The organism is Pseudomonas sp. 06C 126 (assembly GCF_001855215.1).
Lineage (GTDB): Bacteria > Pseudomonadota > Gammaproteobacteria > Pseudomonadales > Pseudomonadaceae > Aquipseudomonas > Aquipseudomonas proteolytica.
This window is the reverse complement of the sequence record NZ_MIFU01000002.1, coordinates 1-23,689: the sequence shown is the minus strand read 5'-3', so window position 1 is coordinate 23,689 and position 23,689 is coordinate 1. Positions and strand designations below refer to the sequence as shown.

At 62.5% G+C, this 23,689-nt stretch carries 18 protein-coding genes; 12 read left to right on the top strand and 6 right to left on the bottom strand.

The features are described from left to right. Positions 1 to 4: 4 nt before the first annotated feature. The 9 genes from murD (at position 5) to lpxC (ending at position 10,460) form a co-directional block, all read left to right on the top strand. Complete coding sequence (murD, locus tag BHC62_RS01845) at positions 5 to 1,351, top strand: UDP-N-acetylmuramoyl-L-alanine--D-glutamate ligase (RefSeq protein WP_029297826.1); 1,347 nt, start codon at positions 5 to 7, stop codon at positions 1,349 to 1,351. Beyond that, positions 1,348 to 2,571, top strand: a complete 1,224-nt coding sequence (gene ftsW, locus BHC62_RS01840) for a putative lipid II flippase FtsW (RefSeq protein ID WP_029297828.1) — start codon at positions 1,348 to 1,350, stop codon at positions 2,569 to 2,571. Before murD ends, ftsW begins: the two co-directional genes overlap by 4 nt. Continuing rightward, complete coding sequence (murG, locus tag BHC62_RS01835; protein ID WP_070994087.1) at positions 2,561 to 3,631, top strand: undecaprenyldiphospho-muramoylpentapeptide beta-N-acetylglucosaminyltransferase; 1,071 nt, start codon at positions 2,561 to 2,563, stop codon at positions 3,629 to 3,631. The genes ftsW and murG overlap by 11 nt, the downstream gene beginning before the upstream one ends. Next, complete coding sequence (gene murC / locus BHC62_RS01830; protein WP_029297832.1) at positions 3,624 to 5,075, top strand: UDP-N-acetylmuramate--L-alanine ligase; 1,452 nt, start codon at positions 3,624 to 3,626, stop codon at positions 5,073 to 5,075. The genes murG and murC overlap by 8 nt, the downstream gene beginning before the upstream one ends. Continuing rightward, on the top strand, positions 5,072 to 6,031 hold the full coding sequence (locus BHC62_RS01825) for a D-alanine--D-alanine ligase (RefSeq protein ID WP_070994086.1): 960 nt from the start codon (positions 5,072 to 5,074) through the stop codon (positions 6,029 to 6,031). The genes murC and BHC62_RS01825 overlap by 4 nt, the downstream gene beginning before the upstream one ends. A 4-nt stretch (positions 6,032 to 6,035) precedes the next feature. Beyond that, on the top strand, positions 6,036 to 6,902 hold the full coding sequence (locus BHC62_RS01820; protein WP_029297835.1) for a cell division protein FtsQ/DivIB: 867 nt from the start codon (positions 6,036 to 6,038) through the stop codon (positions 6,900 to 6,902). 15 nt (positions 6,903 to 6,917) lie between these two features. Next, on the top strand, positions 6,918 to 8,177 hold the full coding sequence (ftsA, locus tag BHC62_RS01815) for a cell division protein FtsA (protein ID WP_029297837.1): 1,260 nt from the start codon (positions 6,918 to 6,920) through the stop codon (positions 8,175 to 8,177). Positions 8,178 to 8,242: 65 nt separating this feature from the next. Then, entirely contained in the window at positions 8,243 to 9,436 is a 1,194-nt protein-coding gene (gene ftsZ, locus BHC62_RS01810) for a cell division protein FtsZ (protein ID WP_029297839.1), read from the top strand. 112 nt (positions 9,437 to 9,548) lie between these two features. After that, positions 9,549 to 10,460 (top strand): UDP-3-O-acyl-N-acetylglucosamine deacetylase, encoded by a 912-nt coding sequence (gene lpxC, locus BHC62_RS01805; RefSeq protein WP_029297841.1) that lies wholly within the window; start codon positions 9,549 to 9,551, stop codon positions 10,458 to 10,460. Positions 10,461 to 10,560: 100 nt separating this feature from the next. Here the strand turns inward: lpxC and BHC62_RS01800 are convergent, their stop codons facing one another. From BHC62_RS01800 to BHC62_RS01775, 6 genes are all read right to left on the bottom strand, one after another. Then, positions 10,561 to 12,060, bottom strand: a complete 1,500-nt coding sequence (locus BHC62_RS01800; protein ID WP_070994085.1) for a sensor domain-containing diguanylate cyclase — start codon at positions 12,058 to 12,060, stop codon at positions 10,561 to 10,563. A gap of 84 nt (positions 12,061 to 12,144) precedes the next feature. Further along, the gene (locus BHC62_RS01795; protein ID WP_070994084.1) at positions 12,145 to 13,467 is read right to left on the bottom strand and encodes an OprD family porin; all 1,323 of its coding nucleotides are present in this window, start codon (positions 13,465 to 13,467) and stop codon (positions 12,145 to 12,147) included. A gap of 346 nt (positions 13,468 to 13,813) precedes the next feature. Continuing rightward, a complete protein-coding gene (locus BHC62_RS01790; RefSeq protein ID WP_070994083.1) occupies positions 13,814 to 15,178 on the bottom strand; it encodes a heavy metal sensor histidine kinase in 1,365 nt (454 codons plus the stop codon). Then, positions 15,168 to 15,845, bottom strand: coding sequence for a heavy metal response regulator transcription factor (locus BHC62_RS01785; RefSeq protein ID WP_029297848.1), 678 nt, complete (start codon positions 15,843 to 15,845; stop codon positions 15,168 to 15,170). Before BHC62_RS01785 ends, BHC62_RS01790 begins: the two co-directional genes overlap by 11 nt. 9 nt (positions 15,846 to 15,854) lie before the next feature. Beyond that, positions 15,855 to 18,950, bottom strand: coding sequence for a multidrug efflux RND transporter permease subunit (locus tag BHC62_RS01780; RefSeq protein WP_070994082.1), 3,096 nt, complete (start codon positions 18,948 to 18,950; stop codon positions 15,855 to 15,857). Next, a complete protein-coding gene (locus BHC62_RS01775) occupies positions 18,947 to 20,113 on the bottom strand; it encodes an efflux RND transporter periplasmic adaptor subunit (protein ID WP_070994081.1) in 1,167 nt (388 codons plus the stop codon). The genes BHC62_RS01780 and BHC62_RS01775 overlap by 4 nt, the downstream gene beginning before the upstream one ends. Positions 20,114 to 20,328: 215 nt before the next feature. Here BHC62_RS01775 and BHC62_RS01770 point away from each other — a divergent pair, with 215 nt between their 5' ends. The 3 genes from BHC62_RS01770 to BHC62_RS01760 all read left to right on the top strand — a co-directional run bounded on the left by BHC62_RS01770 (position 20,329) and on the right by BHC62_RS01760 (position 23,591). Further along, complete coding sequence (locus BHC62_RS01770) at positions 20,329 to 20,562, top strand: hypothetical protein (RefSeq protein ID WP_070994080.1); 234 nt, start codon at positions 20,329 to 20,331, stop codon at positions 20,560 to 20,562. Between the two features lie 146 nt (positions 20,563 to 20,708). Beyond that, the gene (locus BHC62_RS01765) at positions 20,709 to 21,920 is read left to right on the top strand and encodes a transporter substrate-binding domain-containing protein (protein ID WP_070994079.1); all 1,212 of its coding nucleotides are present in this window, start codon (positions 20,709 to 20,711) and stop codon (positions 21,918 to 21,920) included. Positions 21,921 to 22,016: 96 nt separating this feature from the next. Next, positions 22,017 to 23,591 (top strand): PAS domain-containing methyl-accepting chemotaxis protein, encoded by a 1,575-nt coding sequence (locus tag BHC62_RS01760; RefSeq protein WP_070994078.1) that lies wholly within the window; start codon positions 22,017 to 22,019, stop codon positions 23,589 to 23,591. Positions 23,592 to 23,689 lie beyond the last annotated feature (98 nt).

Here is a 23,689-nt window from a genome sequence, read left to right as displayed (position 1 = left end):
ACGAGTGTCCCTGATCGCTTCAGACCACTTCCGCATCGTTGTCGGCCTCGGCAAGAGCGGCATGTCCCTGGTTCGCTTCCTGGCGAACCGGGGCACGTCGTTTGCCGTGGCCGATACGCGGGAAAATCCACCGGAGCTGGTCACGCTGCGCCGTGACTACCCGCACGTGGAAGTGCGTTGTGGCGAGTTGGATGTCGAGTTTCTGTGCCGTGCCGACGAACTCTACGTGAGCCCCGGCCTGGCCCTGGCGACCCCGGCGCTGCAAGCGGCCGCGGCGCGTGGGGTGAAATTGTCTGGCGATATCGAGCTGTTTGCGCGTAACGCCAAGGCGCCGATCGTGGCGATCAGCGGCTCCAACGCCAAGAGCACCGTCACCACCCTGGTCGGCGAAATGGCGGCTGCGGCCGGCAAGCGCGTGGCCGTGGGCGGCAACCTCGGTACGCCGGCGCTGGACCTGCTCAGTGACGATATCGAACTGTACGTGATGGAGCTGTCGAGCTTCCAACTGGAGACCACCGATCAACTCGGCGCCGAAGTGGCCACCGTGTTGAACGTCAGCGAAGACCATATGGACCGCTACAGCGGCCTGCCGGCTTACCACCTGGCCAAGCACCGGATCTTCCGGGGCGCGCGGCAAGTGGTGGTCAATCGCCAGGATGCCCTGAGCCGTCCGTTGATGGGCGAAGGCCTGCCATGCTGGACGTTTGGCTTGAGCAAACCCGATTTCAAGGCCTTTGGTATCCGTGAAGAGAATGGCGAGAAATACCTGGCCTTCGAATTCCAGAACCTGATGCCGGTGCGTGAACTGAAGATCCGTGGCGCCCATAACCAGTCCAATGCCCTGGCGGCCTTGGCGTTGGGGCACGCGGTTGGCCTGCCGTTCGACGCGATGTTGTCGAGCCTGCGCACCTTTGCCGGGCTTGAGCACCGCTGCCAGTGGGTGCGCGACCTGGATGGCGTGAGCTACTACAACGATTCCAAGGCCACCAACGTCGGTGCGGCATTGGCCGCCATTGAAGGCCTGGGCGCCGATATCGATGGCAAGCTGGTGCTGATCGCCGGTGGCGATGGCAAGGGCGCCGACTTCAAGGACCTCAAGGGCCCGGTGGCTTCCCATTGCCGCGCGGTGGTGTTGATGGGCCGTGACAGCGACTTGATCGCCGCCGCCCTGGGCGACGCGGTGCCGCAAGTGCGTGCCACCTCCCTGGACGACGCCATCGCCCAATGCCGTGCCCTGGCCCAGCCCGGCGATGCCGTGCTGCTGTCGCCGGCGTGCGCCAGTTTCGACATGTTCAAGAACTACGAAGAGCGCGGCCAGTTGTTCGCCCGCGCCGTGGAGGGCTTGGCATGAGTCTGGACCTGAAGAACATCATCAAGCCGTACCCGTCGCCGATCATTACCGGGCGCGGGATCGACCTCGACTTCCCGATGCTCGCCGGTTGCCTGGCGCTGCTGGGCCTGGGCCTGGTGATGATCACCTCGGCCTCCTCGGAAGTGGCCGCGGTACAGTCGGGCAACACCCTTTACCACATGATTCGCCACCTGATTTACCTGGTGATTGGTCTCGGTGCCTGCATCGTCACCATGATGATCCCTATCGCCACCTGGCAGCGCCTGGGTTGGCTGATGCTGATCGGTGCCTTCGGCTTGCTGGTGATGGTGATCGTCCCCGGTATCGGCCGCGAAGTGAACGGGTCGATGCGCTGGATCGGCTTCGGCGCGTTCAACGTGCAGCCTTCGGAAATCGCCAAGGTCTTCGTGGTGATTTACCTGGCCGGTTACCTGGTGCGCCGACAGAAAGAAGTGCGCGAAAGCTGGATGGGCTTCTTCAAGCCGTTCATCGTGCTGCTGCCCATGGCTGGCCTGCTGCTGATGGAGCCGGACTTCGGCGCCACCGTGGTAATGATGGGCGCCGCTGCGGCGATGCTGTTCCTTGGCGGTGTGGGCCTGTTCCGCTTTGCCCTGATGGTCGGGCTGGCGGTGGCCGCTGTGACGATCCTGGTGCAGGCGCAACCCTACCGGATGGCGCGACTGATCACCTTTACCGACCCGTGGTCCGACCAGTTCGGTTCCGGCTACCAGTTGACCCAGGCGCTGATCGCCTTCGGTCGCGGCGAGTGGCTGGGCGTGGGCCTGGGCAACAGCGTGCAGAAGCAGTTCTACCTGCCGGAAGCGCATACCGACTTCGTGTTCTCGGTGCTCGCCGAAGAGTTGGGCGTGGTCGGTTCCCTGGCCACTGTCGGGCTGTTCGTGTTCGTCTGCGTGCGGGCCATGTACATCGGTCTGTGGGCGGAGAAAGCCAAGCAATTCTTTGCGGCCTATGTCGCGTACGGCCTGGCCTTCCTGTGGATCGGCCAGTTCCTGATCAACATCGGCGTAAACGTGGGCCTGCTGCCGACCAAGGGCCTGACCTTGCCGTTCCTCAGCTACGGCGGCAGCTCGCTGGTGATCTGCTGTGCCTGTCTGGGCTTGTTGCTGCGTATCGAATGGGAGAGTCGAACCCATCTGGGCAGCGAAGAGATGGAATTCAGCGAGAGCGATTTCGCCGAGGAGCCGACCCATGGGCGCTAACGTGCTGATCATGGCCGGCGGCACCGGCGGCCACGTGTTCCCGGCGCTGGCCTGTGCCCGTGAGTTCCAGGCCCGTGGCTACACCGTGCATTGGCTGGGTACGCCCCGTGGCATTGAAAATGAATTGGTTCCGGCTGCCGGTTTGCCCCTGCACCTGATCAACGTCAGCGGCCTGCGCGGCAAGAGCAAATTGTCCCTGCTCAAGGCGCCGTTCGTATTGCTCAAGGCGGTGTGGCAGGCGCGCAAGGTCATCCGTGAGTTGAAGCCGGTATGCGTGCTGGGTTTTGGTGGCTATGTCACCGGTCCCGGCGGTGTGGCCGCGCGGTTGGCGGGTGTGCCGGTGATCGTCCACGAACAGAATGCCGTGGCCGGTACTGCCAACCGTCTGTTGGCGCCATTGGCGGCGCGGGTCTGCGAGGCGTTCCCGAATACGTTTGCGGCCATGGACAAGCGGCGTACCACCGGCAATCCGGTGCGTACCGAATTGTTCATGGACATTGCCCGCCAAGCCCTGGCCGGGCGCAAGGCGCATCTGCTGATCCTGGGCGGAAGCCTGGGCGCCGAGCCGTTGAACAAATTGCTGCCAGAAGCGCTGGCGCAACTGCCTGTGGAACTGCGTCCCGAGATCTTCCACCAGGCGGGCAAGAACCACGATGAAGTGACTGCCGCCCGCTATCGCGAGGCCGGTGTCGAGGCGACGGTAGAGCCCTTTATCAAAGACATGGCCCATGCCTATGGCTGGGCCGACCTGGTGGTCTGTCGCGCAGGTGCGTTGACCGTCAGTGAACTGGCTGCTGCCGGTCTGCCGTCCTTGCTGGTGCCTTTGCCCCATGCGATTGACGACCACCAGACCCGCAACGCCGAATATTTGGCCGGGGAGGGCGCTGCCTTCCTGCTGCCGCAAAGAACGACTGGCGCCGCCGATCTGGCCGCACGCCTGACTGAGGTTTTGATGCAACCCGAACGACTGAACAGCATGGCGAGCACCGCAAGCCGCCTGGCCAAACCCGACGCCACCCGCAGCGTGGTCGATATCTGCCTGGAGGTGGCCCATGGTTGAGAATCAAAAAGCCATGCCGCAACCGGAAATGCGCCGCATCCGTCGCATCCACTTCGTCGGTATCGGCGGCGTGGGCATGTGCGGGATCGCCGAAGTGTTGCTGAACCTGGGTTACCAGGTTTCCGGTTCCGACCTCAAGACCTCGCCGGTCACTGAGCGCCTGGAGTCGTTCGGCGCGCAGATCTTTATCGGCCACCGTGCCGAGAACGCCGCGCAAGCCGATGTACTGGTGGTTTCCAGTGCCGTGAACACCTCCAACCCGGAAGTGGCCACCGCCCTTGAGCGCCGTATTCCCGTGGTGCCCCGCGCCGAGATGCTGGCTGAGCTGATGCGCTACCGCCACGGCATCGCCGTCGCCGGTACCCACGGCAAGACCACCACGACCAGCCTGATCGCTTCGGTGTTCGCCGCCGGCGGCCTGGACCCGACCTTCGTGATCGGTGGCCGGCTGAATGCAGCAGGTACCAATGCACAACTGGGTACCAGCCGCTATCTGATCGCCGAAGCCGATGAAAGCGACGCCAGCTTCCTGCATCTGCAGCCGCTGGTGGCCGTGGTCACCAACATCGACGCCGACCATATGGCGACCTACGACGGTGACTTCAACAAACTGAAGAAAACCTTCGTCGAATTCCTGCACAACCTGCCGTTCTACGGCCTGGCCGTGGTGTGCCTGGACGATCCGGTGGTGCGGGAAATTCTGCCGCTGGTCAAGCGTCCGACCGTGACCTACGGCTTCAGCGAAGACGCCGACGTGCGTGCGATCAATGTACGTCAGCAAGGCATGCAGACCTTCTTCACCGTGCTGCGCCCGGATCGCGAACCACTGGATGTGTCGGTGAACATGCCGGGCAACCACAATGTGCTCAATTCCCTGGCGACCATCTGCATCGCCACCGATGAGGGTGTCAGCGATGAAGCCATCGTCGAAGGCCTGTCGGGCTTCGCTGGCGTGGGCCGGCGCTTCCAGGTCTACGGCCAGTTGCCGGTAGACGGCGGCGACGTGATGCTGGTGGACGACTACGGTCACCACCCGACCGAAGTTGCCGCCGTGATCAAGGCCGTGCGCGGTGGTTGGCCGGAGCGCCGCCTGGTGATGGTCTACCAGCCGCACCGCTACAGCCGCACCCGCGACCTGTACGACGATTTCGTCAATGTATTGGCCGATGCCAACGTGTTGCTGCTGATGGAAGTCTACCCGGCCGGTGAAGAACCGATCCCCGGCGCCGACAGCCGCAAGCTGTGCAACAGCATCCGCCAGCGCGGGCAACTGGACCCGATCTATATCGAGCGTGGCGTCGACCTCGCGCCGATCGTCAAGCCGCTGCTGCGTGCCGGCGACATCCTGCTGTGCCAGGGTGCCGGTGATATCGGCGGCCTTGCCCCTAAATTGCTGGCGAGCCCGCTGTTTGCGGCCGCTGCTGTGCAGGGGAAGTCGAAATGACCACGAACTACGGCTCCCTGTTTTCCACCATCGCGCCTGCCGACTTCGGCCGCGTGGCCGTGCTGTTCGGCGGCAAGAGCGCTGAGCGCGAAGTGTCGCTCAAGTCTGGCAACGCCGTGCTCCAAGCGCTGCAAAGCGCGGGTGTGAACGCCTTCGGCATCGACGTAGGCGATGACTTCCTCGCCCGCCTGCAGGCCGAGAAGATCGACCGCGCCTTCATCATCCTGCACGGCCGTGGCGGTGAAGACGGCAGCATGCAGGGCCTGCTGGAGTGCGCCGGTATTCCTTACACCGGCAGCGGCATCCTCGCTTCGGCACTGGCCATGGACAAGTTGCGCACCAAGCAGGTGTGGCACAGCCTGGGCATTCCGACGCCGCGTCACAGTGTGCTGTGCAGCGAAGACGATTGTATTTCTGCAGCCAAGGAACTGGGCCTGCCTTTGATCGTCAAACCAGCCCATGAAGGCTCCAGTATCGGCATGGCTAAAGTGAACTCGGCCGCCGAATTGATCGACGCATGGAAAGCGGCAAGTACCTACGATTCGCAAGTGTTGGTGGAACAGTGGATCCAGGGTCCCGAGTACACCATCGCCACCCTGCGTGGCCAGGTATTGCCGCCCATCGCATTGGGCACGCCCCACACCTTTTACGACTACGACGCCAAGTATGTGGCTTCCGATACCCAGTACCGGATCCCATGCGGCCTCGATGCAACCAAAGAGCAGGAATTGATGGACCTCACGGCGAAAGCCTGTGAGGCGTTGGGTATCGCTGGTTGGGCGCGGGCAGACGTGATGCAGGATGACCAAGGGAATTTCTGGTTCCTGGAAGTCAACACTGCACCGGGCATGACCGACCATAGCCTGGTACCCATGGCTGCACGGGCAGCCGGCCTGGACTTCCAGCAGTTGGTGCTGGCAATTCTGGCGGCTAGCTATACAGAGGCACGAGGTTAAGACCATGCAAGGCGCATCGCTTCGTCATCAGCAACCCGCTCCCGGCCGCAAGCCGGTGCCGCGTGGTGCCAGTCGAATGGTGGCTAAAGAGCCGATGTCGGCGCGCCTGCCGAAAGCCAACTTTGGTTTTCTCAAGGCCTTGTTCTGGCCGGTACTGCTGGTAGCGCTGGGCTTTGGTACCTATGAAGGTGCGCAGCGGCTGTTGCCGTATGCCGACCGCCCGATCACCAAGATCAGCGTGCAGGGCGACTTGAGCTACATCAGCCAGCAAGCGGTGCAGCAGCGGATCGCGCCTTTCGTGGCCGCGAGCTTCTTCACCATCGACCTGGCAGGCATGCGTGCCGAACTGGAACAGATGCCGTGGATTGCCCACGCCGAAGTACGGCGCGTGTGGCCGGATCAAGTGACGATCCGCCTGGAAGAACAACTGCCCGTGGCCCGTTGGGGCGACGAGGCGCTGTTGAACAACCAGGGCCAGGCATTCAACCCGCGCGAGTTGGCCAACTACGAGCATTTGCCGCAGTTGTTCGGACCGCAACGGGCACAGCAGCAAGTGATGCAGCAGTACCAGGCCTTGAGCCAGATGCTGCGGCCACTGGGCTTCTCCATTGCGCGCCTGGAATTGCGCGAGCGGGGCAGCTGGTTCCTGACCACCGGGGCAGGCAGTTCCGGCCCGGGCATCGAGTTGTTGCTGGGACGCGACCACTTGGTGGAGAAGATGCGCCGCTTTATCGCCATCTACGACAAAACCCTGAAAGAACAGATTACGAACATTGCGAGCATCGACCTGCGTTATGCCAACGGCCTGGCCGTTAGCTGGCGCGAACCGGCTGCGCCCACGGCAGCGCAACCCGCTGTCGCGAAGAATTAAGAAGAGGCAGGACCCATGGCAAACGTGCAAAGCGGCAAAATGATCGTCGGTCTCGATATCGGCACCTCCAAGGTGGTGGCGCTGGTAGGCGAGGTCGCGGACGACGGCACGCTGGAAATCGTCGGAATCGGCACGCATCCGTCCCGGGGCCTGAAGAAGGGCGTGGTGGTCAATATCGAATCCACCGTGCAATCGATCCAGCGCGCCATCGAAGAAGCGCAACTGATGGCCGGCTGCCGGATTCACTCGGCGTTCGTCGGCGTGGCGGGCAATCACATCCGCAGCCTGAACTCCCACGGCATCGTGGCGATCCGCGACCGTGAAGTCAGCTCGGCCGACCTTGAGCGCGTCCTTGATGCCGCCCAGGCCGTGGCGATCCCGGCTGACCAGCGCGTGTTGCACACCCTGCCGCAGGACTACGTGATCGATAACCAGGAAGGCGTACGTGAGCCCCTGGGCATGTCGGGCGTACGTCTGGAAGCCAAGGTCCACGTAGTGACCTGCGCGGTGAATGCTGCACAGAACATCGAAAAATGCGTGCGCCGCTGCGGCCTGGAAATCGACGACATCATTCTTGAGCAACTGGCCTCGGCCTACTCGGTACTGACCGACGACGAAAAAGAACTGGGCGTGTGCCTGGTGGACATCGGCGGCGGCACCACCGACATCGCAATCTTCACCGAGGGTGCGATCCGTCACACCGCCGTGATCCCGATTGCCGGCGACCAGGTGACCAACGACATCGCCATGGCGTTGCGTACACCGACCCAGTACGCCGAAGAAATCAAGATCCGCTACGCCTGCGCCCTGGCCAAGCTGGCCGGTGCCGGTGAAACCATCAAGGTGCCAAGCGTGGGCGATCGTCCACCGCGCGAACTGTCGCGCCAGGCCCTGGCCGAAGTGGTCGAGCCGCGCTACGACGAACTGTTCACCCTGATCCAGGCTGAACTGCGCCGCAGTGGCTACGAAGATTTGATCCCGGCCGGCATCGTGCTGACCGGTGGCACCTCGAAGATGGAAGGCGCGGTCGAACTGGCCGAGGAAATCTTCCACATGCCGGTCCGCCTGGGCGTGCCCCATGGCGTCAAGGGCCTGGGCGACGTGGTGCGCAACCCGATTTATTCCACCGGTGTGGGCTTGCTGTTGTACGGCCTGCAAAAGCAGACCGACGGCATTTCCCTGTCGGGCATTGGCAGCCGCGAAAGCTACAGCAGTGACGAGCCTAAAGCGCCGTTGCTGGAGCGCCTGCAAGCCTGGGTGAAGGGCAATTTCTAAAGATTTACCGCAACACCGTTTCAAGTAGTAGGCGAAAAAACTAGAGAAATGAAAGGAGAGGGAAAATGTTCGAACTCGTAGACAACATCCCCGCAAGCCCGGTTATCAAAGTAATCGGTGTCGGCGGTGGCGGCGGCAACGCTGTCAACCATATGGTCAAGAGCAACATTGAAGGCGTTGAATTCATCTGCGCCAACACTGATGCCCAGGCGCTCAAGAGCATTGGCGCGCGGACCATCCTGCAATTGGGCACTGCGGTGACCAAGGGCCTGGGCGCTGGCGCCAATCCGGAAGTCGGCCGTCAAGCCGCCCTGGAAGACCGCGAGCGTATTGCCGAAGTGCTGCAAGGCACCAACATGGTGTTCATCACCACTGGCATGGGCGGCGGTACCGGTACCGGTGCAGCGCCGATCATTGCCGAAGTGGCCAAGGAAATGGGGATCCTGACGGTTGCTGTCGTGACCCGTCCGTTCCCGTTCGAAGGCCGCAAGCGCATGCAGATCGCCGACGAAGGTATCCGTCTGCTGTCTGAAAGCGTTGACTCGTTGATCACCATCCCCAACGAGAAACTGCTGACCATCCTCGGTAAAGACGCAAGCCTGCTGTCGGCTTTCGCCAAGGCTGATGACGTACTGGCCGGTGCCGTTCGCGGTATCTCCGACATCATCAAGCGCCCGGGCATGATCAACGTCGACTTTGCCGACGTACGCACTGTCATGAGCGAAATGGGCATGGCGATGATGGGCACTGGCTGCGCCAGCGGTCCTAACCGTGCACGTGAAGCGACCGAAGCGGCCATCCGCAACCCGTTGCTCGAAGACGTGAACCTGCAAGGTGCACGCGGCATCCTGGTGAACATCACCGCCGGTCCTGACCTGTCCCTGGGTGAGTACTCCGACGTGGGTAGCATCATCGAAGCCTTCGCTTCCGAGCACGCGATGGTCAAGGTCGGTACCGTTATCGATCCGGACATGCGCGACGAACTGCATGTGACCGTGGTTGCCACTGGCCTGGGCGCTAAAATCGAGAAGCCTGTGAAGGTCATCGACAATACCGTTCACACCAGCCAGGCGTCTTCGACTGCCGCTCCAGCGCCTGTGCGCCCGGAAATGCCGTCGGTGAACTACCGTGACCTGGATCGTCCGACCGTGATGCGCAACCAGGCTCAGGCCGGTGCTGCTGCGTCCCGTAGCCCGAATCCGCAAGATGATCTGGATTACCTGGACATCCCGGCTTTCCTGCGTCGTCAGGCCGATTGATGGAATGTATCAGGGCTATGAAGGTGATTGGTGTTCAGCAAAGGTCTGGTCTGTTATTATCGCCAGCCTTTGTTGATACCAGTTCGCAATTTGCGCTGAAGCGGTCCAAGCCATGATTAAACAACGCACCCTGAAGAATATTATCCGTGCCACAGGTGTAGGTCTGCACTCCGGGGAGAAGGTATACCTGACCCTCAAGCCCGCACCTGTCGACACCGGCATCGTGTTTGTTCGTGCCGACCTGGACCCTGTGGTGCAGATTCCTGCTCGCGCGGAAAACGTTGGCGAAACCACCATGTCGACCACATTGGTCAACGGTGACGTCAAAGTGGACACGGTGGAGCACTTGCTCTCGGCCATGGCTGGCCTGGGCATCGATAACGCCTACGTCGAGCTCTCCGCGTCTGAAGTCCCGATCATGGATGGTAGCGCTGGACCTTTCGTATTCCTGATTCAATCTGCCGGCCTGGAAGAACAGGACGCAGCCAAGAAGTTCATTCGCATTCTGCGGGAAGTGACAGTAGAAGACGGCGACAAGCGCGCCACCTTCGTCCCGTTCGAAGGCTTTAAAGTGAGCTTTGAGATCGATTTCGATCACCCGGTATTCCGTGACCGCACCCAAAGTGCAAGCGTGGATTTTTCCAGCACTTCGTTCGTAAAAGAAGTCAGCCGCGCCCGTACCTTTGGTTTCATGAGTGACATCGAGTACCTGCGCAAGCACAACCTCGCACTCGGCGGCAGCGTGGAAAACGCCATCGTGGTCGACGCGGATGGTGTACTGAACGAAGACGGCCTTCGCTATGAAGACGAGTTCGTGAAGCACAAGATCCTCGATGCAATTGGTGACCTCTACCTGCTGGGCAATAGCCTGATAGGCGAGTTCAAAGGCTTCAAGTCGGGCCATGCACTGAACAACCAGCTCCTGCGCAAATTGATTGAGCAGAAAGATGCTTGGGAAGTCGTGACCTTCGAAGATGCCAGCACCGCACCGATCTCTTACATGCGTCCCGTTGCGGCAGTGTAAGTAACAACTCTCTTTCTTTAGTTTTTAAAGGCTGCCTTCGGGTGGCCTTTTTTTATTGGCAAATATCCGCCTATAGGGGCCGGCAAGCCGGCTCCTACATTCAAGGCGCCAGCAGTGTGGCCGCATCGACCACGCGGTTGCGCCCGCTATTTTTCGCCTCATACAACGCCCGGTCAGCACTGAGCAGCAACTGCTCCAATGACGCGCTGCTGCGTTTGTCCCAGGTGCTCAAGCCGATACTCACCGTAACTGGCTCACTATCACCCGCAACCGGCGGCAAGTGCTGGATCCCCTGGCGGATACGCTCAGCAATCGCCCGGGCACCGCTGGCATCGGTATTGGGCAGGATCACCGCAAACTCTTCGCCGCCATAACGCGCCGCCAGGTCGGCCGGGCGGCGGATCTGGCTGCCGATCACCTGTGCCACGCTGCGCAGCGCTTCGTCGCCGCCCAGGTGGCCATGGCGGTCGTTGAAGGCCTTGAAGTGGTCGACGTCGATCATCAGCAGCGCCAAGGGCTCGGCGGAGCGGCGGGCGCGGTCCCATTCCAGGGTCAGGCGCTGGTCGAGGATACGGCGGTTGGCCAGGCCGGTCAGGCCGTCGGTGGCTGCCAGTTCTGACAGCACCTTCTCGGCGCGGTAACGCCGCCGTAGTTCCAGGCGCAACATCCAGCTCAACCATAACAGGCCCACACACAACACCCCGGTGGCGCCTGCCGTCAGCCATGCGGCGCGTTGCCAGGCGGCGAATACATCGTCGCTGGCCAAGGCCACCACCACGATCAATGGCAACTGGCCGACATTGGTGAAGGTGTAAAGCCGGGGGGTACCACTGATCGCAGAGATCGCCCGGAAGCTGCCGCTGCCCTCTTGCAGCATGCGCTTGAAGTTGGGGCGCGAACTCAGGTCCTTGTCGATCATGTCCCGTTCGAGCAGGGGCTGCTGGGCCAGCAGGATGCCCTGATTGTTCAGCAGGTTGATGGTGTTGCCGCTACCAATGGTCAGGCTGCTGAACAACTGGTCGAAATACGCCAGGCGCATGGTCGCCACCGCTACCCCGGTAAATTCGCCATTGGGCCCGGTCACGCGGCGGCTGAAAGCGATGCGCCAGATTTGCTCGCAGTCACAGTGGATCTTGAACGGGCGGCTGATAAACAGGCCGGTCTCGGGGTTTTGCTGATGGATTTGGAAGTAGTCGCGGTCGGCGAAGTTGCGCAGGGTGGGGGTCTGCGTCGACGAGTCGGCCAGCACCGTGCCCTGGGCGTCCAACAGCAGGACTTCGCCTTTGTAGGGCGCTGCGGTGGATTGGTCGAATTGCAGTTGGTGCCGCACATCGCCCGGCAGTCCGGACAAATCCCGACCTGCAGCAGCAATCAGCCCTTGCAGCGCCAAGTCATACAGCTCGACGTTGCGCAGCACATCGGCATTGATCAACTGGGTGATATTGCTGGTGGAGCGCTGGGCGGTCTGTAACGTGCTGGCGTGCTCGCGGATCAGCAGCACGGCGACGATGATCAGAATCAGCACAACGGTGAGGCCACTGCCCAGAATCAGCAAAAGCTCCGGGCGTGCAGGCAGTTTAAGGGCGCGGCGTTGACTCATCGGACTGACTTCGGCGGTGACGATGATGGCAGTTTAATTCCGCGCGCCTGAAATTAAGCAATCGGCGAAAAAGATAATTCGCCGTCAGAACACATTGATCGGGTAGTCGACGATTACCCGGTACTCATCCACATCACGGTCCACCGCCGAGTAGCCATTGCTGCCACGGTTGGTCGCCCATTGCAGGCGCACCGCCAAGTCCTTGGCCTTGCCGCCCTGTACCACGTATTTGAGGTCGATATCCCGTTCCCAGTGCTTGGCATTCTTGCCCTCGGCGCTGTACCAGGCTGAGTAGCCGCGGCTGTTGGGGTCGACCTTGGTCAGGTCGGTCTTGCCGCTGATGTACGACACCGCCGAGGTCAGACCGGGCACGCCAAGGCCTGCGAAGTCGTAGGCGTACTTGAGCTTCCACGAGCGCTCGTTGGGCCCGTTGAAGTCCGAGTATTGCTGGGAGTTGTCCAGGTACACGCTGTCGCCCTGGGCGATGTAGTCGAACGGCGTGTTGCCATTGACCCGCTGGTACGCGGCCGTGACGCTGTGATTGCCCACGCCCACGGTGAAATGCAGGCTGTAGGTGTTGTTGTCGATATCCCCCAGCAGGGCATGGCCGGTGTCTTGGGTGTGGTAGAAGTGCAGGCCGGGGTTGAGGCTGACCAGGTCATTGAGCGCGTAGGTGTAGTCCAGGTCGTAGTAGTACTGGTTCCACACGTCCTTGAGTTCAGAGGCGTACAGGTTGCTGGTCAGCCCTGGCAGGCCGCTCCAGGCCACGCCGGCCCAGTTCATGTGCTGGCTGTCCTGGCCCTTGGGCAGCGCGCCGTAGCTGGTGCCGATACGCCCATGGCCGCTCTGGTTATAGAGCTTGGCGAAACTCGCCTGGCCACCTTCGAACATCCAGCCGTCAAGGCTGTGGTTGGTCAGGCTGACGCCACGAAAGGTCTCGGGCAGCATGCGCGTCATGCCACCGGCAATCACCGGGTTGTTGAGGAATAGGTCGCCGGCTTTGAGTTCGGTGTCGAAGGCGCGCATTTTCAGGGTGCCGCCACCGGTAGAAAACGAGCCCGGCGCTTTGCCGTTGCCGCTGCCGTACGGCAGGATGCTGGAGCCGTCGGTGCCACCACCGCCGTCCAGTTTCAGGCCGAGCATGGCATGAGCGTCCAGGCCAAAACCCACGGTGCCTTGGGTGTAGCCAGACTCGAAGACCCCGAGGAAGCCTTGGCCCCACTCTTTGCTGTCGTCAGTGTGGATGTCGCGGCGGTCGCGGTTCATGTAGTAGTTGCGGGTGTTGATAGTGAGGCTGGAGCCTTCGACGAATCCGTCGGTGGGAGGGGCATCTGCGGCATGGGCGAGAGGGGAGATAGTTGCTGCAATCGCGAGGAATAACGGGGTGAATGTCAGCGCGGGTTTCACCGGGGAAGCTCCTTTGGATGAGTCTGAACGGCCAATGTTGTGGGGTGTTCCTGGCCTTTTTTACGGCAAAAAAAAGCCGCTGAAGTCAGCGGCTTTAAGACAGATTCCCAGTGTAGAGCCCTGGAAATAAGTCGAGGGAAATAGCAGGGCGGGTCGGCTGTCTTTGCCGTCTCGCTCGTCGATGCGACATATTGGCGCAGGCGAGCGGTACGGTACAGAGTGTAACAAGATAATGACTGTTGCCCAAATCGCAACAGTCGAGACGGCGATCTACCTATGGGGATGAGCTTGTGTGGGAGCGGGCTTGCTCGCTCCCACATTTTGATTGTGTAGTGGTTTAAAAAAATTAGATGGGCAGGGTGATACCAAAGGTATTGCCACCGTGTTCACTGCGCACAAACACATCCCCGCCATGCATCAAGGCAATCGCCTTGACGATGGCCAGCCCCAACCCATGATTGGCCCCGCTGTTACTGCGCGAGGCGTCGACGCGGTAGAAGCGCTCGAACAAGCGCGGCAGATGTTCGCTGGCGATCAGCTCCCCTGGGTTGGTCACGCCAATCAGCACCTGCTGCTCCTGCGTTTCAATCCGTACCTGGATCTCCTGCCCCGGCGAGGTGTGCTGCACGGCATTGTTCAGCAGGTTGATCAGCGCCCGGCGCAAATGAGCCTTTTCGATCTGGACCTGGGCATCGCCGACCACGGTGACCCGCACCTGGGCGTCTTCGAGGATAAAGTCCAGGTACTCGAGGGTCGTCGCCACCTCATCGGCCAGGGAGCACTCAATCAGTTTGGTGGCCTTGCTGCCCTGGTCGGCGCTGGCCAGGAACAGCATGTCATTGATGATCGAGCGCAGGCGCTCCAACTCTTCCAGGTTCGATTGCAGCACTTCGAAGTAGTGCTCGGCCGAGCGGCCACGGGTCAGCGCCACCTGGGTCTGGCCGATCAGGTTGGTCAGTGGCGAGCGCAGTTCGTGGGCCACGTCGGCATTGAAGGACTCCAGGCGTGAGTAGGCGGTTTCCACCCGCTCCAGGGTCGAGTTGAAGGAGTTGACGAACTGCTTGAGCTCCGGCGGCAACGGCGACAACTGCAAGCGCCCCGACAGTTTGGGCGGTGCCAGTTTTTGCGCCTCATCCGACAGCTTGATCAACGGTTTGAGACCGATGCGCGCGACCCAGAAGCCCAGCAGCGAAGCCAGTACCACGCCGACAAACGACAGGCTGATCAACGCCATCAGCAGATGGTGCTGGGTGGCGCGGAAGTTGGCGGTGTCGATGGCGATCATAAAGCGCAGCGGCGGGCGCTGGTCCTTGGCCGGGAACTGACTGACCAGCACCTTGAATGGATAGGCGTGGCCCGGCAGGTACAGATCACGCTTGCCCGTGGGGCCGGCGGCGAATTCGCGGATACGTGCGTCGGGTTTGCCGTACTCATAGGTCGGGTCACTGCTCACCACCCAGAAACGAATGCGCGTGTCCTCTTCCCCCAGCAGCTTGAGTTTGCTGGCCATCTTCACCCAATGATCCGGCGTGCCGAAACGCGTGATCGACGACTCCAGCACACTGTAGCGCGCATCCAACTCGGCCCCCGGCAACAAGCCCAGGCCACGGTCCACCTGCTGGTACAACGCGCCACCGATCAGCAGGAAAATCACCAGCGCCACCAGGGTGAACATGCCGCTCAGGCGCAGGGCAATCGAGTTACTCGACACTGCGATTCTCCAGCACATAGCCCATGCCGCGGATGGTGTGCAGCAGCTTGTGCTCAAATGGCCCGTCGAGCTTGGCCCGCAGGCGCTTGATCGCCACTTCGACCACATTGGCATCGCTGTCGAAATTGATGTCCCAGACCATTTCCGCAATCGCCGTCTTCGACAGGATTTCGCCCTGGCGCCGGGCCAGGACGCTGAGCAGCGAGAACTCCTTGGCGGTCAGGTCCAGGCGCTGGCCGGCGCGGCTGGCCTTGCGGCTGATCAGGTCGATCCACAGGTCGGCGATGCTCACCTGTACCGGCTCATGCCCACCGCTGCGCCGGGTCAGGGCTTGCAGGCGCGCCACCAGTTCGAGGAACGAAAACGGCTTGCCCAGGTAATCGTCGGCGCCTTCGCGCAGGCCGCGAATGCGGTCTTCCACACGCTCGCGGGCGGTGAGCATGATCACTGGCGTCTGCTTGCGGGCCCGCAGTGCGCGCAGCACGCCAAAGCCGTCGAGGCCGGGCAGCATCACATCGAGCACGATCACCGCGTAGTCGCTTTCCAGGGCCAGGTGCAGGCCCTCGATGCCGTCGCGGGCCACGTCCACGGTGTAGCCTTGTTCCGTCAGCCCGCGATGCAGGTAGTCGGCGGTTTTTTCTTCGTCTTCAATAATCAGGACGCGCATGACCCCGCCTCAATGTGTGGTCGCCAACCCGAGGGCCGGTTTGGGTCTGTGGAAAAGTTTCTCAAGGTACAAGTATATGACCGGCGTGGTGAACAACGTCAGCGCCTGGCTCACCAGCAACCCGCCGACCACCGCGATCCCCAGGGGCTGGCGCAACTCCGCGCCGGGGCCTGCGCCGAGCATCAGCGGCACCGCGCCCAGCAGGGCGGCGAGGGTGGTCATGATGATCGGCCGGAACCGCGTGACACAGGCTTCGTAAATCGCCTCGCCAGGTGCCAGCCCACGCACGCGCTGGGCTTCCAGGGCAAAGTCGATCATCAGGATGCCGTTTTTCTTGACGATGCCGATCAACAGCACCAGGCCGATCAACGCCATGATGGAAAAGTCCTGGCCCAGCAGCCAGAGCATGATCAGCGCGCCCAGGCCGGCCGAGGGCAAGGTCGAGATGATCGTCAGCGGGTGCACGAAGCTCTCATACAGCACGCCGAGGATGATATAGACCGCCACCAGCGCCGCGAGGATCAACCACGGCTGGCTGGCCAATGAACTCTGGAACGCCTGGGCCGCGCCCTGGAAGTTACCGATGATGGTGCTCGGCATGCCGATTTCGTTCTTCGCCTGGTCGAGCATGATTACGGCGTCACCCAGGGCCACGCCCGGTGCCAGGTTGAACGACAGGTTGGCCGCCGGGAACATGCCGTCATGGCTGATGGACAACGGCCCGACCGTCGGCGGGTCGACCTTGGCCAGCGCCGACAACGGCACCATCTCGCCACTGAGCGGCGAGCGCAGGTAGAAATAATTCAGGCTCTCGGCCTTGCCCCGTTGCTGGCTGTCCAGCTCCAGCACCACTTGGTATTGGTTGGTCTCGGTCTGGAATTCATTGACCTGGCGTTGGCCGAACGCATCGTACAGCGCCTGATCGACATCGGTGGCCGTCAGTCCAAACCGTGCGGCCGCCTGGCGGTCGATGCTGATGTGGGTGATGCTGCCGCCCAGTTGCAGGTCGTTGGACAGATCGCGGAAGGCCGGGTTGGCGCGCAGTTTTTCGGTCAGGCGCTGGGTCCAGGTGTTCAGGGTCGCGCCATCGTTGCTCTTGAGCACGTACTGGTACTGGCTGCGGCTGGGCCCGGAACTGAGGTTGATATCCTGGCCGGCGCGCAGGTACAGCACGATCCCCGGCACCTGGGCCAGTTTGGCGCGGATCCGGTCGATAAACTGGCTGGCCGACACATCACGCTCACCCCGATCCTTCAAGGCAATCCAGAAGCGGCCGTTGGCGATGGTCTGGTTGCTGCCGGTGACACCCACCGAATGAGAGAAGTTTTCCACCGCCGGGTCAGCCTTGATGATCTCGGCCAGGGCCTGGTGCTTGGCCACCATATCCGGGTAGGACACATCCGCCGCCGCCTCGCTGGTGCCGAGGATAAAGCCGGTGTCTTGTACCGGGAAAAACCCCTTGGGAATAAACACGTAGCCGGCCACCGCCAGGCCCAGGGTCACGGTGAAGACAGCGAGCATCGTGCGCGGATGGGCCAGTGCCCGTTGCAGGTTCCGCGCATAGCCGGCCAGCAGGCGTTCGCCAAAGCCCGGCTTGTCGTGGGGATGATGGCTAGGGGCGCGCATGAACTGCCCGGCCAGCATCGGCGCCAGGGTCAGGGACACCACCACCGAAATCAGGATGGTCGAGGTCGCCGTCAGGGCAAATTCCTTGAACAGGCGCCCGACCACGCCGCCCATGAACAGCAACGGGATAAACGCCGCCACCAGCGAGAAGCTGATGGACACCACGGTAAACCCGATCTCGCCGGCGCCCTTGATTGCTGCTTCACGCTTGTCCAGGCCGGCCTCAAGGTGGCGGTGGATGTTCTCCACCACCACAATCGCATCGTCCACCACAAAACCCACGGCGATGACGATGGCCACCAGGGTCAGGTTATTCAGGCTGAAGCCCATCACGTACATCAAGGCAAAAGTGGCCACCAGCGATACTCCCAGCACGCTGGAAACAATCAGGGTTGCCGACCATTGGCGCAGGAACAGCGCCATCACCGCCACCACCAGCAACACGGCGATCAACAGGGTGATTTCCACTTCATGCAGCGAGGCGCGAATGGTCTTGGTGCGGTCCGACAACGAGCTGACGTCCACCGACGCCGGCAGCATTGCCTGCAGGCGCGGCAACTCGGCCTGGATGCGGTCCACGGTGTCGACGATATTGGCCCCCGGCTGGCGGAAAATCACCAGGTTGACCCCCGGCGTATCACCGGACCAGGCCTGCACGTAGGCGTTCTCCGAACCATTGATCACCCGCGCCACATCGCGCAACTGCACCGGCGCGCCGTCCTTGTAGGAAACGATCAGGTCGCCGTATTCCTCTGGGTGGAACAGTTGATCGTTGGTCGACAGCGTCGACACGCTGTCGCGTCCATACAGCGCGCCCTTGGCCAGGTTCAGGCTCGATTGCTGGAGCACCAGGCGGATGTCGGCCAGGGTCAGGCCGATGGCGGCGAGCTTGTCCGGCGAGGCCTGCACGCGGATCGCCGGGCGTTGCTGGCCGGTGATGCTGATCTGGCCGACCCCGTCGATCTGGCTGATCTGCCGGGCCAGCAGGGTTTCCACGTAGTCGCTCAGTTCGGTGCCGGGCATGTTGTTGGAGCTGATACTGAGGATCAGCACCGGGCTGTCCGCCGGGTTGACCTTGCGCCAAGTCGGCAGGTTGGGCATATCGCTGGGCAACTTGCCGGCCGCGGTGTTGATCGCTGCCTGGACTTCCTGGGCGGCGGTATCGATGCTCTTGTCGAGGGTGAATTGCAGGGTCAGGAGGCTGGAACCCAGGGCGCTGCTGGACGTCATCTGGGTCATGCCGGGGATGGCGCTGAATTGCACTTCCAAGGGCGTTGCCACCGAGGACGCCATGGTATCGGGGCTGGCGCCGGGCAGTTGGGCGGTGACCTGGATCGTCGGGAACTCCGCCTCCGGCAGCGGCGCGACCGGCAGGCGCGGGAAGGCGATCAGCCCGAGCAGCACCAGGGCAAAGGTCAACAGCAGGGTGGCGACCGGATGGTCGACACACCACGCCGATACCGAGCCACGGCCCTTCATGGCCGGGCCTGCGCTTGGGCGGTCTGGATCACTTGCGGCGGCTCCTTGAGCACCTCCACCTGGGCGCCGGCCTTGAGGCGTGACTGGCCGTCGCTGACCAGCACATCACCGGGCTGCACGCCGGTGACAATCGTCAGGTCGCTGTTCTGGTAGGTCACCTGCACGGGCACCACGTCCACTTTGTCGCCATTGAGGCGGTACACAAAGTGCGAGTCCATGCCGCGCTGGACCACGGTCGGTGGCACCACCAGGGCGGCCTTGTCGAGGGCGGTCTGGATCTTTACCGTGACCAGTTGCCCTGGCCACAGCGTTTGCGCGGCATTGCTGAACTCGGCCTTGGCGCGGATGGTGCCGGTGGTGGCGCTGATCTGGTTATCGATCAGGCTCAGGCGGCCCTCGCCGAGCAGGATCGCGGCCGGGCTCTCGGTGTCGGCCCCCAGGAACGCATCGACACTGGCCGGGTGTTGCGCGGCGATCAGGCCTTGCAGGGTCGGCAGCATCTGTTGTGGCAGGGAAAACTCCACCGCAATCGGGTCGATCTGCGTCACCGAGAACAGGCCTTGGGTGTCGCTGGTGCGCAGGAAGTTGCCTTCATCCACATTGCGAATCCCGACGCGACCGCTGACGGGGGAGCGAATCTGCGTGTAGGAAAGCTGGACCTGGGCCGCATCAATCGCCGCCTGGTTGCCCTGGACCGTGGCCTTGAGCTGATTGACCAGGGCTTGCTGCTGGTCGTAAGTCTGCTTCGACACGCCGTCGTCGATGCTCAGCTCCTTGTAGCGCTTGAGATTGACCTGGGCCACCTGCAACTGCGCCTGGCTTTCGCCCAACTGGGCCCTGGCCTGGTCGAGGCTGGCGCGGATCGCCCGGTCGTCGATGCTCGCCAGCAGGTCGCCGGCCTTGACCAGTTGCCCTTCCTTGACCTGCAATCGGGTGAGGATGCCGTCGACTTGCGGGCGAATCACCACACTGTGCAGCGACAGCACCGAGCCGATGCCGCTGACAAACCGCGGGATGTCCTGCTGGGCGACACTGACCACCCGCACCGGGATCGCAGTGGAGGCGGACAGCTTGGTCTTGGCCGGCCGGGTCGCGACCCAGGCCACGACCGCCAGGGCCACGACGGCGAGCACAATCAAGGTGGTTTTGCGTTGAATGTGCATGGGCTCGCAGCGTCCGGACAGAGAATGGGAAGAGTGAAGGCTCTTTATAGCCGGCAAACCCGGTCAGCAAAGTGACCGTTAACTGACAGCGCTGACAGCAAAGGTCGACCATTCGTACGGGCAGTGGTTAAAGAACCAGGGCGCGCAGGTATACTGCGCGCCAGTGTGGCCCGCAAGTCGGGCCCGCGTCATTTTTTGCACGCTCCGGAGCTTCCATGAATTGCCCGACACAACCGCCTGTTGAAAGCGCCGAACTCGCTGATCCAGACAGCCTCGACAGTGAGGCCAAGCCGGTGATCCCGGCCTTCAAATTCCCCTTCAAACCGGGTGAACTGGCCGGGGCGAAAGACAGCAATCAGCTGTGGTACAAAAACGGCGCGAAGAACGGCCACACCAAAACCCCTGGTATGGCGCCGCCAGGCACCCGCCGCTCGATGGGTAAACGCTGACGGCAGTTGTGCCTACAGCCATTGCTGACTTTTCGTCTTGTCGGTCCACGACCTTTTCTTGAAAGCTTGCCTGATACCCCTTCGCCGCGCCTGATTGGCAGCAGTTTGGGTTGAGGGTGTGGGTCTTTCAGGAAAGGGATGTCTGCATGGCTTTGGCAAAGATCTTCGTGTTATCCATTGGGCTGCTGCTGTCGGGCGGCTTTTTTATGGGGGCGGTGGCCGGCACTGCGCCGCGCAGCGAGATCCGCTTCGCGATCTCCCCGCAGTTCCCGCCCTACGAAAGCCGCAATGCCCAAGGGCGATTGGTGGGCTTGAACATCGAACTGGGCAATGCCCTGTGTGCCCAACTCGATGTGCGCTGCACCTGGGTCGACCAGGTATTTTCCCACAGCATTGATGCCCTGGAACGCCGGCGTTTCGATGCGATCATGGGCATGGCATCCACCCCCCAGCGTCGGCAACTGATCGATTTCACCGACGACCTCTATCCCCTTACCACCCAGTTGGTGGCCCGCAAGTATTCCGGGCTGCTGCCGACCGTGCGTGCGCTCAAGGGCAAGCGCGTCGGGGTGCTGGCCGGCAGTAATCGTGAAGCCTTCGCCCTGGCGCAATGGGCGCCGGCCGGGGTGATCATCAAGAGCTTCTGGCTCAACGACCAGTTGATCCGCAGCCTGGTAGCCGGCGATATCGACGCGGCGCTGCAAGGCACCGCAGAAATCCGCCAGGAGTTGCTCGACACCGAGCAGGGCCGGGCGTTTGACTTCGTCGGCCCACCGGTGGCCGGCCAGCTGATGGGCACTGCCGTGGCTATCGGCGTGCGCAAGTCCGACCCCGAGTTGCGCAGTGAGCTGAACCGCGCACTGGAGCAGCTCAGGCAGAGCGGCGAGTACCAGCGCATTCTCCAGGGTTATCCACAGGAGGCACACGACACCGCCAGTGCTCAGGACCCGCTCGGGCCGCAGTTTTACCCCGCTGACCCGGAGCTGCCGTTTTCCGAGGCCGTGCGGGTCGGTAACACGCTGTACACCTCCAGCATTGCCGGGGTGGATGCCAACCTCAACCTGGTGAAGGGCGGCACGGGCGCGCAGATGAAACAGCTGATGAATACGCTGCACGAACTATTGGTGCGTCATGAGTCGTCGCTGGACCGCGTGGTCAAGTGCACCTTGATGCTGGTCGAGCTGGAGGACCTGAAGCTGGTCAACGACGTGTACCTGGGCTACTTCGCCCAAGGCCGGCTGCCCGCCCGCAGTGTGCTGGCCGTGCGCCGGCTGCCGCGCGGCGCACGGGTGGCGATCGAATGCGTGGCCGTGGTCGGCGACCCTCCCGGATCGTTGACGGGGGCAGCGGGTAACTAAATGCGTGGAACATGAGCTGGATCAGTATTTGCTCAACCGGTGCGCTTAGAGTCGGTGCCCCTGCCGACTCCCTCAACAACCCCGAGCGCGCTTTCCATGAAGATCAATCTCCCGGTCACGGGTCGAAGTGTGGACATTGCCCAAGACGCCAACATCCTCTCGACCACTGACCTAGGTAGTTCGATTACCTACGCCAACCAGGACTTTATCGACATCAGTGGCTACAGCCGTGAGGAGCTGCTGGGCGCGCCACATAATCTGCTACGCCATCCCGACATGCCGTCGGCGGCGTTTGCCCATATGTGGCAGACCCTCAAAAGTGGTCGCTCGTGGATGGGCATGGTGAAGAATCGCTGCAAGAACGGTGATCACTACTGGGTCAGCGCCTATGCCTCGCCGGTCACCCGTGACGGGGCGACGGTGGAATACCAGTCGGTGCGCACCAAGCCCGACGCACGCCGAGTGAGAGCGGCAGAGCGCGCCTATATGCGGTTGCGCGCAGGCTCCCGGCGCATGCGGCCGGTGCTGGAGATGCCGATGAAGTTGTCGCTGGTCACTGGGGCGACGTGCGCGCTGACCTGGGGCGTGGGGACCGGGCTGGCCAGTTATTCATGGGCGTTGCAAGTGCTGGGCCTGGCGGCAGTGGGCGCGGTTGGCGTGCTGGGCATCAATCTGTTGTTGCGGCCCCTGAGGCAATTGAGCGAGCGGGCGCGGCAGATTGCCGACAACCCCGTCAGCCAGGCGATCTACACCGGGCGCGCGGACGAGCTGGGGCAAATCGAGTTTGCCATGCAAATGCTCGAAGCCCAGGCGGGCGCGGTGGTGGGCCGGATTGGCGATGCCTCGCAGCGTTTATCCGGGCACGCCGCCGCCCTGGTCCAGCAACTGGACAGCAGCCACACCAGCACCCTGGGCCAGCAGAGCCAGACCGACCAGGTGGCGACCGCCATCCAGCAGATGGCGGCCAGCGTGGCGCAAGTTGCCAGCCACGCCCAACAAGCCTCGAAAGCGGCAGACCTGGCCGGCAGCGAGACCCGTGAAGGCCACCTGCGCGTGGACGAAAGCCGCGATGCGGTGCTGCGCCTGTCCCAGGAACTGGCCAGGGCCACCACCGTGATCCATCAACTGGAAAGCCACAGCGGGGATATCTCCAGCGTACTGGAAGTGATCCGGGCGATTGCCGAACAGACCAACCTGCTGGCCCTCAACGCGGCCATCGAGGCGGCGCGGGCTGGCGAGCAGGGCCGTGGCTTTGCGGTGGTGGCCGACGAAGTGCGCGGCCTGGCGCAACGTACCCAGCAATCCACCAATGAAATCCAACGCATGATCAGCACCTTGCAGGGCGGCGCCCGTGATGCGGTGATGGCTATGGAGCAAAGCAGCCAGCATGTCGAAGTCAGCGTCGACCATGCCCAGCGCGCCGCGTCGGCCCTGGATGGCATCAGCCAGCGGGTCAACCAGATCACGGCCATGAGTGTGCAGATTGCGGCGGCGGTAGAAGAACAGAGCGCGGTGAGCGAGGACATCAATCGCAATATCGTCGGCATCCGCAATGCGGGCGAGGCGACCGTCAGCGCCGGCCAACAGAGCCAGCTCAGCTCGGGCGACGTCGCCGCGCTGGCGGAAGACCTGCGGCGCTTGGCAGAAGAGTTCTGGGGCAAACGCCGCTAACCTGCCGCCGCCCTCCCAGTGGCGAGCGGGCTTGTCGTGGCGAGCGGACTTGCCCCGCGCTGGGTGGCGAAGCCGCCCCAAAACCTGCTGGCTCGGTA

Excerpts from the sequence above, each read along its gene's own strand:
- BHC62_RS01760 (WP_070994078.1), top strand. The coding sequence starts at position 22,017 with ATGAAGATCAATCTCCCGGTCACGGGTCGAAGTGTGGACATTGCCCAA.
- BHC62_RS01800 (WP_070994085.1), bottom strand. The coding sequence starts at position 12,060 with ATGAGTCAACGCCGCGCCCTTAAACTGCCTGCACGCCCGGAGCTTTTG.
- BHC62_RS01775 (WP_070994081.1), bottom strand. The coding sequence starts at position 20,113 with ATGCACATTCAACGCAAAACCACCTTGATTGTGCTCGCCGTCGTGGCC.
- lpxC (WP_029297841.1), top strand. The coding sequence starts at position 9,549 with ATGATTAAACAACGCACCCTGAAGAATATTATCCGTGCCACAGGTGTA.
- BHC62_RS01770 (WP_070994080.1), top strand. The coding sequence starts at position 20,329 with ATGAATTGCCCGACACAACCGCCTGTTGAAAGCGCCGAACTCGCTGAT.
- murG (WP_070994087.1), top strand. The coding sequence starts at position 2,561 with ATGGGCGCTAACGTGCTGATCATGGCCGGCGGCACCGGCGGCCACGTG.
- ftsA (WP_029297837.1), top strand. The coding sequence starts at position 6,918 with ATGGCAAACGTGCAAAGCGGCAAAATGATCGTCGGTCTCGATATCGGC.
- BHC62_RS01820 (WP_029297835.1), top strand. The coding sequence starts at position 6,036 with ATGCAAGGCGCATCGCTTCGTCATCAGCAACCCGCTCCCGGCCGCAAG.
- BHC62_RS01780 (WP_070994082.1), bottom strand. The coding sequence starts at position 18,950 with ATGAAGGGCCGTGGCTCGGTATCGGCGTGGTGTGTCGACCATCCGGTC.
- BHC62_RS01785 (WP_029297848.1), bottom strand. The coding sequence starts at position 15,845 with ATGCGCGTCCTGATTATTGAAGACGAAGAAAAAACCGCCGACTACCTG.
- ftsW (WP_029297828.1), top strand. The coding sequence starts at position 1,348 with ATGAGTCTGGACCTGAAGAACATCATCAAGCCGTACCCGTCGCCGATC.
- ftsZ (WP_029297839.1), top strand. The coding sequence starts at position 8,243 with ATGTTCGAACTCGTAGACAACATCCCCGCAAGCCCGGTTATCAAAGTA.
- BHC62_RS01825 (WP_070994086.1), top strand. The coding sequence starts at position 5,072 with ATGACCACGAACTACGGCTCCCTGTTTTCCACCATCGCGCCTGCCGAC.
- murC (WP_029297832.1), top strand. The coding sequence starts at position 3,624 with ATGGTTGAGAATCAAAAAGCCATGCCGCAACCGGAAATGCGCCGCATC.
- BHC62_RS01765 (WP_070994079.1), top strand. The coding sequence starts at position 20,709 with ATGGCTTTGGCAAAGATCTTCGTGTTATCCATTGGGCTGCTGCTGTCG.